Genomic DNA, 12,927 nt, shown 5'->3' with positions numbered 1-12,927 from the left:
AGAAAGGGTGAGAAATATGGACGCACTTGATAAAGATATGATCTTGCTGAACCAAGAAGTTAAAACCAAAGAGGATGCCATTAAAATGGCTGGTGGCTTATTAGTTGATCACGGCTACGTTGAGGCACCTTATGTTGATTCAATGCTGGCGCGGAACCGCGATGTTTCCGTTTATATGGGTAACTTTATCGCAATTCCTCACGGCACTGGTGACGGTAAGCAGTATATTAAAAAGACAGGTATTTCGATTGTTCAATTGCCTTGGGGTGTTGATTTTGCGGATGATCCCGCAGATGAAAAACTCGTGACCGTAGTCTTTGGTATTGCAGGCTTAAATGGTGAACACCTACAGTTATTATCGCAAATCGCACTTTTCTGTAGCGACATTAATAATGTCGAAAAGTTGGCTGACGCGCAGTCACCAGATGAAATTATCAATTTATTGAAAGAGGTTGAGTAACGTGCAAGCAGTACATTTTGGAGCAGGAAATATTGGTCGTGGCTTTATTGGTGAAACTTTAGCAGCAAATGGTTTTAGTATTGATTTCGTTGACGTTAACAGCACCATCATTGATGCCTTAAACGCACGGCACGAATACGATATTGAATTAGCCGCTGAAGGCCATAAAAAGATTCACGTTGCAAACGTTGATGGTTTAAATAACAAGGATCATCCTGAGGCTGTTGTCGCAGCAATTGAAAAAACTGATTTAGTGACAACTGCCATTGGGCCTAAGATTTTACCATTTATTGCACCATTGATTGCTGATGGGATTAAGGCACGTTTAGCTGCAAAATCTGAAACTAAGTTAGATGCAATTGCCTGTGAAAATATGATTGGTGGCAGTCAGTTCTTAAAGACTGAAGTTTATAAGCATTTAAATGCCGACGAACAAAAGTACGCCGATGCCTACGTTGGTTTTCCAAACGCTGCCGTTGACCGGATTGTACCGATTCAACATCATGAAGATCCTTTGGCCGTTTCCGTTGAACCATTCAAGGAATGGGTCGTTGATGAATCCCAGATGAAGAATCCTGAATTGAAGCTTGATACCGTTGTTTACGTTCCCGATTTGGAACCATACATCGAACGGAAGTTATTCTCAGTTAATACAGGCCACGCTACTGTTGCTTATACTGGTAAATATAAAGGTTATACAACAATTGGTGACGCCATTAAAGATCCTGAAATTTGGAAACAATTGCAGGGTGCTTTGAGCGAAACTCGTGATTTGTTGAGCCATGAATTTGACTTTACGGTTGCCGAATTAAAAGAATATCAAGATAAAGTTGCTAGTCGTTTCCAAAACCCATATATCTCTGACGATATCTCACGGGTTGCACGAACACCAATCCGTAAGTTAGGCTACGACGAACGCTTTGTACGACCAATGCGTGAATTGAAGGCCAAGGGATTAGATTACAGCACCTTGTTGGATACTGTTGGCATGATCTTTACTTACGATGAACCTAAAGATGATGAATCAGTTAAGTTACAACAAATGTTGAAGGACGAAGATCTAACCAGCGTTATTAAAGAAGTAACTGGTTTGAAGGATGCTGATTTGATTAGCGCAATTGCAAAATCATACCAAGGTAAATTGGCGGCTAAATAATTAGAAATTTGAGGTGGGACAAAAGTCGGTTTTGGGTTTACTGCGTAACTAAGCACAGGAAACTGGGCACTTTTCCAAACACTCCCGTTAGGCACGTGAACCCAGACTTTTGGCGCACGTTCTAGAAAAATGATCGGAAATTATAGGAAGCTCAGACTTTTCTGGGCTTCTTTTTTTGTACTTCCGGCGTAAAGTTGCCACTCTTAATTATTTCTCAAGCTTTCTTTGTTAGAATTACTAAAGTGTGGTATGTTCGTTGAAGACTAGTAACGGTTCAAGCTTGCTTGGTGGCCGTTATGGGATGATCCACATAAATAAAGGCAATGGTTTGAAGTTGCCGATACTACCAGTTGCGATCATGGCAAGCTGGTTCATAAGGAATTTTAATGAGCAGACTAAGAAATTTTTTAAGAGTATTCTGTGCTCGGCCGCAATAAAATTTACTTAAACGTGTTTAAAAATTAGCTGATGTGAAACAAGGAGGAATTATCTATGAAAATTTTAGTTGTTGATGACGATAAGGATATCGTTGAATTATTAAGTATTTACATTAAAAATGAAGGTTATGAGGCACTTAAGGCTTACGATGGTAAGGAGGCTTTAACAAAACTGGCCACTAATCCAGACGTTGCTTTGATGATTTTAGATATCATGATGCCAAATATGGATGGAATGGAAGTTGTCCGTGAAGTCCGAAAAGATTCACAGATTCCGATCCTTATGTTATCGGCCAAGACAACTGATATGGATAAAATTCAGGGCCTAATTAGTGGGGCTGATGACTACGTTTCTAAGCCCTTCAATCCACTAGAGGTCATGGCGCGGGTTAAATCCTTGTTACGCCGCAGTCAACAACAAGTAACCGATGATACACCCGATGTACTTGAAGTTGGACCTTTAGAGATTAAAAAAGATTCCCATGAAGTAAAAACGATTTCTGGAAAGCAAATTCAATTAACGGCACTAGAATTTGGCATTTTATACTTATTGGCCGGTCACCCCAACCGAGTTTTTTCAGCGGATGAAATTTTTGAACGTGTTTGGCAACAAGAAAGTATTGTTTCGGCCAAAACGGTGATGGTTCACGTCAGTCATTTACGCGATAAAATTGAGGAAGCAACGGATGGCGAGAAGGTCATTCAAACTGTTTGGGGCGTGGGCTATAAAGTTGAAGCACATTAAGGAGGTCACCGGTAAACTGTGAAATTAACCGGACGAGAAAAAAGCGCGCTATTCATAGAGGGCGTTACAACCGTTATTTTATTACTATTATTGAATTTGTCCGTAATCGTTCTGGCTAATCAGGCTATTCACACTAATCGAGCGTTGAACGATGGTATTTTTCAAATCAAGAACGCCGTTTCAATTGGGCCCAATAATTTCCACTTAATGAGCTGGCAAAATATTTTTACGATTTTTATGCTAGTTTTTGATGCCTTGGTTGTTTATTGGCGTTTAATTCGGCGCTACCATCAGATGCAACTTAGTCACGTTATTAGTGAATTACACCATATTGCGGACGGACATTTTGAGCATAGAATTCCGTTTACGTTGCGCGGTGATTTGCAGCGCGTTATTTTAAGTATTAACGCGTTGGTTGACTCGACGGTTAAGGCAATGGATGATGAGCGGCGAATTGAGGACTCAAAGGATGAGCTAATCACCAACGTTAGCCACGATATTCGAACGCCGCTAACGTCTATAATTGGATATTTGGGTCTGATTGAGGATCACCAGTATCAAAATGAGGCTCAAATTCTGAAATATACCCACATAGCTTTTGGAAAGGCCAAACAGATGCAAGTATTAGTTGAGGATTTGTTTGAATACACTAAGGTTCGGCAAACTTCGACACCAGTTACCATTAGTCAAATTGATATGGGCCAGATGTTAGAGCAATTGGCCGCCAGTTTCGAGCTAGAGGCCGAAAAAAAGCAATTATTAATCAACGTGAAGTATCGACCAGATCCATTAATGATGGACGCTGATCCAGAAAAATTAAGCCGGGTGTTCAATAATCTGATCAGCAATGCATTAAAGTACGGTAAAGATGCCAAACATATTTTTTTGGAAGCTAAACAAGAAGGTACTCAGGTTATGATTAAAGTGTCAAATGATGGCTCACCGATTCCTAAAGAAGCGTTGAGTCAGTTATTTGATCGCTTCTACCGGGTGGAAGAATCACGCTCTAAAGAAACTGGAGGTACTGGTCTAGGCTTGGCCATTGCTCAGAGTATTGTTAGTTTACATGGTGGCTATATCTACGCAACTTCGGACAGGCATTTAACTAGTTTTGTCATGTACTTACCCGTTAAGCACGGGGTTAAATTAGAAATACCGAAGCAATACCAGAACTAGTGGAAAAGGGAGTAGGATAGTGAAAAAAATTGTTAGCCGAATAATTGTTATTCTAACTTTAAGTTTGTTAGGGGTAGCTACGGTCAGTCAACCAAGTGCAGCGGCAACTCAGGGGCAACTGTTAGATGCCAAGGCTGGGATTGCAGTTGACGCTAGTAGTGGGCAAATTTTATACCAGCAAAACGCTAAACAAGTTTTGCCAATTGGTTCAATGACAAAGATGGTTCTTATCTACCTAACTTTGCAGGCCATTAAAGAGGGCAAATTAACTTGGAATACTGAAGTACCAGTGGATCAATTGGCCTACCGTCTAACCCAAGATAAGGATCTAACCAATGTGCCACTGGAAGAAAATGGTCACTACACGGTTGGTTCTTTATACCAGGCAGCCCTAGTTGCGTCGGCCAATTCGGCAGCAGTTCTGTTGGGCAATGCGGTAGCAGGGTCACAGACAGGTGCAGTTAATCAAATGCGTACTTTACTTAAGCGTTGGGGGATTGAAGATGCCAAGATCGTAAATACTAGCGGTCTAAATAATAGTTACTTAGGTGATGATCGCTACCCTAATTCGGCTAGTACGGCTGAAAATGAAATGTCGGCGGCAGATGTTGCTATTGTTGCCCAGCATTTAATGGCCGACTACCCAGAAGTTCTGGAAACAACTAAACAGCGCTCACTGCCATTTCAGGTAAAATCAGGAACGACAACGACTATGAAAACCTGGAACGCAATGTTACCTGGTGAATCGGCCGCGGTCAGTGATTTACCGGTGGATGGCTTGAAGACAGGCACAACGGATTTGGCCGGTGAATGCTTTGCTGGTACCGTTAGCAAAAACGGCAATCGAATTATTACCGTGGTAATGCACGCTAATCAGGCCGAAAAGGATAAAAATGCTCGGTTTACCGAAACGGCAAAATTAATGCACGAGGTTTTCAATACGCAGACTAAACAGACTTGGTTACCTAAAGGGGCACAGGTGAACCAGCTTAAAACCTTGGCGGTACCGAATGGGAAGAATACAGCGGTTAAAATTGGCACTAAGCAGGCACTGACTTTTTGGGCGCCAACTGCTGCAACTAGTAATCAAATAAAACTTAGTTATCAGTTAACGAAGGCGGCCGCAAAGAAACAACTAACAGTACCCGTTAAGGCACAGCAAAAAGTAGGAACGGCCACGGTTCAGTCCAACAATTATCTTCCGGGCTATTCAGTACCAAAAGTGACCTTAGTGACACAAACCTCTGTAGCTAAGGCAACGTTTGGCCAACAAGTTAGTCGGTTCTTCCAAAACATATTTTAAGCGATAGCGTGACGGAAATTATTTTTCCTAGTGGCTGAATAGCTACTTACCGATTAGCGTTTAAATTTAGATGATGAACAAGTACGGTGGTGGAGATTTGCTCATAACTGGGCACTTTCAACACCGTTCTTTTTTTTCGGAAACAAAAGTGAGAATCTCATTTAAACGGGGCTTTTATGCTATAATAAATCACGTATTAAAAACGGTTTTACGTAATTTTTGAATGCCGATGCTACTTTTTCAAACAGGTTTTAATTGGGCATCTGAAGGAGGATCATCATGCAGTTGCAACTAAATGAAGTTATTGAATTACTAAATGAACATCAACTATTAAAAAAGGTCACTGATGCACCAAACGTCATTTTTAAGGGGATTGCTTACGATTCACGTAAGGTGACGGAGGCCTCACTCTTCTTTTGTAAGGGCGCTTTTAAACCAGATTATTTATCAACGGCAAAGAAAAATGGTGCAACGGCTTATATGGCCGAGGCCGAACTAGAAGAGGGCGTGGGTCTAGTTGCGATTATTGTCACTAATATTCAAAAGGCAATGGCGTTAATTAGTGCGGCGTTTTATGACTTTCCGCAAAATCAACTCTTCATCATTGCCTATACTGGGACTAAGGGTAAGACAACGTCGAGCTATTTCACCCGTAATATTTTAAAGGAAACAACATCGGATAAAACAGCCTTATTTTCAACGATTGATCGAATTATTGGGCCTAAACCAGAGCAGGAATTTAAATCTAATTTAACGACGCCAGAATCACTGGATCTTTTTCACGACATGCGCGAGGCGGTGGATTCAGGGATGACGCACTTGGTGATGGAAGTTTCTTCCCAGGCTTACAAAAAAGAACGTGTTTACGGACTTCATTTTGACGTTGGTGTTTTTTTGAATATTACACCAGATCATATTGGACCGACGGAGCACCCTAACTTCGCGGATTATTTACACTGCAAGTTACAGTTGTTAGTTAATTCGAAAATCTGCGTCATTAATGCTGAAACGGACCACTTATTGGATGTTTATCAGGCCGCCAAAACAACTAGCCAGCCAGAAGATATTTATTTATTTGCCCATCAAGATTTTCAGCCTAAAATGGCAGTTCCACCGGTTGATTACCGATTCAAAAGTGATGAGGCCGATTTAATTGAAAGTCAGTTTGAATTTTATCCGGTAACGCCTAAGGCTAAGAAGATCGGTAATGGCGCAACTTACGAATTAAATTTGCCTGGTAACTTTAATGAAAGTAACGCCGTAGCCGCTGCGGTCACCGCTAGTTTAGCGGGGGCAAGTCAAGCAGAAATCGCGCAAGGATTAAGAACTGTCCACGTTCCAGGACGAATGGAATCATTGCAAACGGAACATCATGGCACCATCTACGCGGATTATGCGCATAATTATGCCAGTATGAAAGCATTACTAAGTTTTCTAGAAAGTCAGCAAAAGACGGATAAAGTGATTGTTGTCGTTGGTAGTCCAGGAAATAAGGGAGTTTCCCGCCGGGCAGGCTTTGCTAAGGTTCTGAGTGAGTACGCAGATGTCGCTTTCTTAACAACAGATGATCCTAGTTTTGAAGATCCTTTAAAAATTGCTAAACAAATTGATGAAAACATTGACCATAAGAAAGTCAACGTTACAATTGAAATAGATCGGCCCAAGGCTATCCGCAAGGCCATTGAATTGAGTACGGAAAATGATATTGTCGTGCTCGCCGGAAAGGGTGACGACGCCTACCAAAAGGTTCGTGGTGTCGATACGCCTTACCCAACTGACATGGTCGTTGCTAAAGAAATTGTGAGAGGATTAAAAGATTAATGATGGAAAGTGAAACTGATTTTATCCCAGTACTTTTAGGGAGCGATATTAATGTTTATGGAATGGCACGGGCTTTTTATGAGCGCTACGGTAAAAAAGTGCAGGCCTTTGCCAGTGTCCAATTTGCTCCAACTAAATACAGTAAAGTAGTTGACGTCGAAACCTTCCCGGGATTTAATGAGGATCCTGGTTTTATTGCCAGCATGGAGAAGATCGCCAAGCGTTATCAAAATGTTCATAAAAAAGTGATTTTAATTGCTTGTGGTGATGGCTACGTTGAACTTGTTTCTAAGCATAAAGAGTTTCTACAAAAAACGTTTGTTGTTCCTTACGTTGATTATGATCTTGTCGAGAAATTAATCAGTAAAGAAGCCTTTTACGAAATGGCTGATCAGTATGATTTACCCCATCCGTTAACCCAAATTATTACGTGGGATGACTATAAGGCTGGCGTTGCAAAAATTGATGTTCCATATCAATTTCCAGTTGCGTTGAAACCCTCAAATGCTGTTGAATGGTTAGACATTCATTTTGAAGGACGTAAAAAGGCGTTTCGAATTAAAACTCGGGCAGAATTTGACGATATTGTCAGCAAAATCTACGATAACGGCTATACTTCCGACGTTATCTTACAAGATTTTATTCCTGGTGATGATTCCAACATGCGCACGTTAAACTGCTATGTTGATCAGTATCACCACGTGAAGTTAATGTGTTTGGGACATCCATTATTGGAGGATCCAACGCCAGCTGATATTGGTAACTACGTCGCAATTTTACCTGAATATAATCAAGCACTGTACGATACGATTCAGAAGTTTTTGGAGGCAATCAACTTTACCGGTTATTGCAACTTCGATATGAAGTATGATTCCCGGGATAAGAGCTTTAAATTATTTGAAATTAATTTGCGCCAAGGTCGTAGCAGCTTCTTTGTTACTTTAAATGGGTATAATTTGGCACAAATGCCAGTTGAAGATTACGTCACAGGTGAAATGAAAGATAAACCAACTGTCTATGGTAACAAAGATGAGTCTAAACAAATGTTGTGGCTAGGTGTTCCCGCTAAAGTTTTCAAAAAATACGCACGGGACAATGCCGATAAGCAGCGAGCCCTAAAATTATTAGCGGCCAAACGTTACGGCACAACTGTTTTTTACAAGGGTGACCGCAACTTAAAGCGGTATATTTTGCAGCGTTATTCTTTCTATTTGTACAATGGACGTTTTGCCCAATACTTCAAGGAAAATAAGGAATAGGCTGACTTTGAAAATTGGTTATGGTAGTATTTTTCTAACCAATTTGGGTTAGAGGTGCTTGAAAAAGTATCTTTCCGTGCTTAATTTCATTTAGTGAACAACGCTCGTGACTGGAACGCTTTTATAAGTATTCGCATGTAGTTCATCGTTTTAACCTTATGCTCGCATTTTTAGGAGGTTGGTAGGATGCAACAATTTTTCTCGATTTTAGGTGGAATGGGCACAATGGCGACGGATAGTTTTATTCGAATTTTAAATCAACGAACGCCGGCCAAAAATGATCAAGATTATTTAAACTATATTTTGGTCAATCACGCGACTGTACCGGACCGGACAACTTATCTATTAGATCATAGCAAAACGAATTTTTTGCCGACTTTACTAGAAGATGTGGAACAACAAAATTCATTAAAGCCTGATTTCATGGTAATGGTCTGTAATACGGCCCACTATTTTTACGATGAGCTAAATGCAGCTAGTGACGTGCCATTTTTAAATATGCCTGAAGAAACGGTTAAGGAAATCAAGCATAAATTTCCGACGGCCAAACGAATTGGTTTGGCGGCGACTCAAGGAACTGTCGCGAGTGGCGTTTACCAACCAATAATTAAAAAGGCTGGCTACACGGAAGTTGATCCAACACCTGCAATTCAGCAGAAAATCAACGACTTGATTTATACCTCCATTAAAGAGGAACAAGGCCACGTTGACGCCACACTTTACCACACAATTTTGGCTGATATGGTTCAGGATATGAAGGTTGACGCCATTATTTTAGGTTGCACTGAGTTATCATTGGCCGAAGAAAAGGCGCCGGATCATAATTACCCAGTTGTTGACTCTCAGTCGACAATTGCGGATCGGACACTGGAGTTGGCTCTAAAATTACGGCAAGAACGACAGGCAAAATAAATTAACCGAATAAATAAGCTTCAAGCCCTTCAGCTATTTTTCTGAAGGCTTGGAGCTTATTTTGTCTCTTTTTTCAAACACGCTCTAATTATTTAACGTCTAATTCAACATCTTCAAAATATTTGCTGAAGTGTGCAACGTAATGGCCCGTTTGTAAATGTGGTGGGAGAAGGAAAGTGCCACTGGAAACTTTAGTACCTTTAGGGTAGTCAACACCTTGTTCGGCTAATTTTTTAACTAGCCATTGTAATGAGTTGAGCGGATTTCCGAGAACCTCAGAGGATTTACCAGTGCCGAGTTGTTTTCCGTCAAGGGATAAGGTGCAATCAACACCGGCCAAGTCGTTAACGGCAACCTTGGCAGTCGTTGGTTTTGTGTAAACTACCCGGCCACCAACGGCACCATCGGCAACAACTAAGTATTTCGAAAGGCTAGGGAACCAATCTTTGAACCGTGAGTCAGGCAGCTCAACGCCGGCCGAGACCTCAACTTTGCTGAGCAGTTCGGCCAATGAATCCGTTGCTAAAAGTGCTTCTTTTGCGGTGAAGACCATTTCAACTTCAAGTAGGGGATCCATTAAATCACTGAGTTTAACTGTCGCGTAATTTTTGAGCCAGGCACTGGTTGTTTCAGCGCCATAAAATGGTGAATCAGAGTCAAACATTTTTTGGGTTTCTTCGGAGGTTAGGCTGACTTTATAGCCGCCAACAGCTTCATTTTTAAGTTCGGTAAAAGCACGTTGAACACGATAGGCAGTATCAAAATTAGCAACTTTTTCCTCGTAGTCAGTTGCAGTTAATGGCCGTTTGGTCACCAAGGCTTGGTACAGATCATTAGCAACTTCTTCTTCAGTGGCGTTCTTTGTAGCAAGTACATTCTTTTCTGACATAAAAATCAGCTCCTCAAATAGTTTTTAGAAATAGGTGAGACTGTTCAACAATAAAGTGAGTGTGTTTAAAAGCGGGTAATATTAAGTATACGTATAGTGCATTTCAATAAAAAAATCCCGCAAAGTAGAAAATCTACTTTACGGGACGATTAATCGCGTTACCACCCAAATTTTTATGTTACTCACATAACATAACTCATCACGTACGGAATAATAATCAGAATTATTCGATACGCTAGCAAAATAATGGTTGCTACCAATGACGGTTACTTTAAGCTTCGCGTCATAACTCCAAGGTGATTTTCAAAAATTGTCGTGATGTTTCCTTGCACCTAACGAAACTCGCTGACTCAACGACAATCAATTACTTTTCCTCATCAATGTCTATTTATATCTCATCTATTTCTAATATGGTGTTACTATAAGGCTGATTTTGATGGATGTCAATAGCTATTTTAGATTAAAAATGAGAAAATTAAAATATGATGATATTTTAATGCAAACAAAAAGAAGCTGGGACAAAAGTCCTGGCCTCTCATTGTTTCTGAACATTACCCTAGAACGTGCGCCAAAAGTCTGGGTTCACGTGCCTAACTACGGCTAATCAAATAACCGTACTATGGTTATTCGATTAGCCTACGTTACGCAGTAAATCCAAAAAGGACTTTTGTCCCACTCCCTTAAAGTAATTAATCGTTAGTTGCAGACTCTTTAGCCAATTCTTTAGCGTAAATGTAATCGCGGGTCATTGGCATAAATTTACCGGAGGCACCCTTAGAGATTAAGAATTGAATAACGTCAATGTTGCCAGACTCAAATGAAGCAGCGGCGGCCTGTAAGTAGAGGTCCCACATGCGAGTAAACCGTTCACCTTCAAGCTTGGTAACTTCATCCAAATGGTCATTAAAATTCTTATCCCAAATTTCAAGCGTGTGCTGGTAGTGACGTCGTAAAGGCTCAACGTCATCAATTTGTAACTTAGCGTCGATAATGTGCTGCATATTTTCAGTTAAACCAGGGACATAACCACCTGGGAAAATGTACTTAGTTAACCAAGCATTGGTTGCGCCACCTTGTTGCCGCGTAATGCCGTGAATCAAAGCCACGCCATCGTCCTTCATGTATTTGCTAACCGTCTTGAAGTATAATTCAAGATTTTCTTTGCCAACGTGTTCAAACATACCAACTGAAGTAACGTAATCAAATGGTTCGTGTTTTAATTCGCGGTAGTCGGTCAGCTGAATATCGGCGACATCCTGTAGTCCTTGATCGTTAATTTGTTGTTGAACGTAATTGTATTGTTCTTGGCTCAAAGTAATCCCAGTAACGTGGAGACCATATTCTTTTGCAGCTGTTAGCATCAAGGTTCCCCAACCACAGCCAATATCAAGCAAGGTTCGTCCAGATTGTGGATCCAGCTTATTTAGAATATGGCGAACCTTATTCATTTGAGCCTGCTCCAACGTATCCTTTGGTGATTGGAAGTAAGCACACGAATAAGTCATTGTTGAGTCTAACCATAACTGGTAAAAGTCATTCCCAACGTCATAATGACTTTGAACGTCCTCTTTACTGTGTTTTTCAGTGTGGGACTGTTTAGGTAGGAAACGAATGTATTTTGAATTACGCATAAAGCTGCCAGCGCTCTCGTATGCCGCCGTTAATAGTTTTTGAATACTGTAAGGTCCACCATCAATTTCAATCTTACCGTCCATGTAACCTTCGCCAAGTGCCAATGAAGCATTGTTTAGAATCTCTTTCATTGGAATTACTTCGTGAAATGTGATGGTGACTTCTGGCTCGCCTTCACCGTAAACAACACTCTTGCCGTCCCAATAATTTACTTTAACTGGAATATTAAATGAGTGACTGAAGAGTGTTTTATAAAAAGTCTTTTCAAGCATGTGCCAAAATCCTTCCTCTCGCAATGTAAGTATAAAAGACAGTATACGCCACTTTCTGAAAAGTAGTAAGTGTAAGCAGTTAATGAAGTGTTTTTAATTCTAAAATATACTAGTGCAGGAAAAGTAACCGTAAACATGGTATACTTTGACGAGAAAGTATTCAAGAAGCACATGGCTTTTTAGTGTAACTGGTTAAAAAATTATTGTAATCAAATTAATTAACGGGTTTGAGAGGGTGTTTTCCCGTGAAAAAATTGGTCTCCGTGTTATTGATTTTAGGTAGCGGCTTATTACTAGCAAGTTGTAGTAGCCAAGCGAATAGTGATTACCAAGATGCAATGACACAAGCAAAATCGGCGGTTGATAAAGGAAACTATTCAACGGCACAAGCACAATATAATAAGGCGTTAACTGCTAAAAAATCGGATCAGACGGCACAAACTTCATTAAAACAGGTTAAGTTAATGCGCACCGCCGATACGGACGTTCAGCAGGCCAAAAAGTCCGCTGCTAAAGAAAAATTACAACAAGTGGCAGCAACTGAACATGGCAATTCAACGTTAGTTAAGCAAGCAAAGACACTGCGAGCTAAGTTACCAACGGTTATCAAGCAACAAAAGAATTATCAGCATGAATTGGCACAGGCACGTTCATTAAGTGATAACGGTAATTTTGTTGGTTCGAATGCGGCTATTCGAAAATTACTTGCTAAAAAATCGATTAATCAAACTTACTACACAACTGTCCGCTCCACGGCCAGAGGCATACGTTCTTCAAATAATGCGTCGATTAGCAGTCAGAAACGAACGGCCACACAGAATAGTCAACAACCAACAATTGCCAAACCATAATGAAACTGGAAAGT

General features: G+C 40.6%; 11 protein-coding genes and 1 other annotated feature. Of the genes, 9 read left to right on the top strand and 2 right to left on the bottom strand.

Annotated features, from left to right (window positions below):
- Positions 1-16 precede the first annotated feature (16 nt).
- The 8 genes from AYR53_RS01070 (at position 17) to AYR53_RS01035 (ending at position 9,269) form a co-directional block, all read left to right on the top strand.
- Positions 17-460: a PTS mannitol transporter subunit IIA gene (locus tag AYR53_RS01070; protein WP_068222324.1), complete on the top strand. Its 444-nt coding sequence runs from the start codon at positions 17-19 to the stop codon at positions 458-460.
- A 1-nt stretch (position 461) separates the two neighbouring features.
- The gene (locus AYR53_RS01065) at positions 462-1,616 is read left to right on the top strand and encodes a mannitol-1-phosphate 5-dehydrogenase (RefSeq protein ID WP_068222327.1); all 1,155 of its coding nucleotides are present in this window, start codon (positions 462-464) and stop codon (positions 1,614-1,616) included.
- Between the two features lie 492 nt (positions 1,617-2,108).
- Complete coding sequence (gene croR, locus AYR53_RS01060; RefSeq protein ID WP_068222330.1) at positions 2,109-2,798, top strand: response regulator transcription factor CroR; 690 nt, start codon at positions 2,109-2,111, stop codon at positions 2,796-2,798.
- Between the two features lie 18 nt (positions 2,799-2,816).
- A complete protein-coding gene (locus AYR53_RS01055) occupies positions 2,817-3,974 on the top strand; it encodes a sensor histidine kinase (protein WP_068222333.1) in 1,158 nt (385 codons plus the stop codon).
- Positions 3,975-3,993: 19 nt separating this feature from the next.
- A complete protein-coding gene (locus AYR53_RS01050; RefSeq protein ID WP_225359763.1) occupies positions 3,994-5,277 on the top strand; it encodes a D-alanyl-D-alanine carboxypeptidase family protein in 1,284 nt (427 codons plus the stop codon).
- 279 nt (positions 5,278-5,556) lie between these two features.
- The gene (locus tag AYR53_RS01045) at positions 5,557-7,098 is read left to right on the top strand and encodes a UDP-N-acetylmuramoyl-L-alanyl-D-glutamate--2,6-diaminopimelate ligase (RefSeq protein WP_068222338.1); all 1,542 of its coding nucleotides are present in this window, start codon (positions 5,557-5,559) and stop codon (positions 7,096-7,098) included.
- A gap of 2 nt (positions 7,099-7,100) precedes the next feature.
- Positions 7,101-8,357 carry a carboxylate--amine ligase gene (locus tag AYR53_RS01040; RefSeq protein WP_068226173.1) on the top strand — a complete coding sequence of 419 codons (1,257 nt, stop codon included), beginning with the start codon at positions 7,101-7,103 and terminating at the stop codon, positions 8,355-8,357.
- A gap of 186 nt (positions 8,358-8,543) precedes the next feature.
- On the top strand, positions 8,544-9,269 hold the full coding sequence (locus AYR53_RS01035) for an amino acid racemase (protein ID WP_068222342.1): 726 nt from the start codon (positions 8,544-8,546) through the stop codon (positions 9,267-9,269).
- 88 nt (positions 9,270-9,357) lie between these two features.
- Here AYR53_RS01035 and AYR53_RS01030 read toward each other — a convergent pair whose 3' ends face one another.
- A complete protein-coding gene (locus AYR53_RS01030; RefSeq protein ID WP_068222345.1) occupies positions 9,358-10,158 on the bottom strand; it encodes a 2-keto-4-pentenoate hydratase in 801 nt (266 codons plus the stop codon).
- A 138-nt stretch (positions 10,159-10,296) separates the two neighbouring features.
- Positions 10,297-10,548, bottom strand: a binding site (T-box leader).
- A gap of 299 nt (positions 10,549-10,847) precedes the next feature.
- Positions 10,848-12,062 carry an SAM-dependent methyltransferase gene (locus tag AYR53_RS01025; RefSeq protein WP_068222348.1) on the bottom strand — a complete coding sequence of 405 codons (1,215 nt, stop codon included), beginning with the start codon at positions 12,060-12,062 and terminating at the stop codon, positions 10,848-10,850.
- A 245-nt stretch (positions 12,063-12,307) separates the two neighbouring features.
- Between AYR53_RS01025 and AYR53_RS01020 the strand changes: the two genes are divergently transcribed.
- Complete coding sequence (locus AYR53_RS01020; protein ID WP_068222351.1) at positions 12,308-12,913, top strand: hypothetical protein; 606 nt, start codon at positions 12,308-12,310, stop codon at positions 12,911-12,913.
- Positions 12,914-12,927 lie beyond the last annotated feature (14 nt).

This window comes from Loigolactobacillus backii, from assembly GCF_001663675.1.
Taxonomy (GTDB): Bacteria; Bacillota; Bacilli; order Lactobacillales; family Lactobacillaceae; genus Loigolactobacillus; species Loigolactobacillus backii.
Note: the sequence above shows the minus strand (reverse complement) of the source record. Positions and strands in the feature narration are given on the sequence as shown.

Bases quoted from the DNA above. Each gene is read 5' to 3' on its own strand.
- AYR53_RS01070 (WP_068222324.1), top strand. From the start codon at position 17: ATGGACGCACTTGATAAAGATATGATCTTGCTGAACCAAGAAGTTAAA.
- croR (WP_068222330.1), top strand. From the start codon at position 2,109: ATGAAAATTTTAGTTGTTGATGACGATAAGGATATCGTTGAATTATTA.
- AYR53_RS01045 (WP_068222338.1), top strand. From the start codon at position 5,557: ATGCAGTTGCAACTAAATGAAGTTATTGAATTACTAAATGAACATCAA.
- AYR53_RS01040 (WP_068226173.1), top strand. From the start codon at position 7,101: ATGGAAAGTGAAACTGATTTTATCCCAGTACTTTTAGGGAGCGATATT.
- AYR53_RS01035 (WP_068222342.1), top strand. From the start codon at position 8,544: ATGCAACAATTTTTCTCGATTTTAGGTGGAATGGGCACAATGGCGACG.
- AYR53_RS01030 (WP_068222345.1), bottom strand. From the start codon at position 10,158: ATGTCAGAAAAGAATGTACTTGCTACAAAGAACGCCACTGAAGAAGAA.
- AYR53_RS01025 (WP_068222348.1), bottom strand. From the start codon at position 12,062: ATGCTTGAAAAGACTTTTTATAAAACACTCTTCAGTCACTCATTTAAT.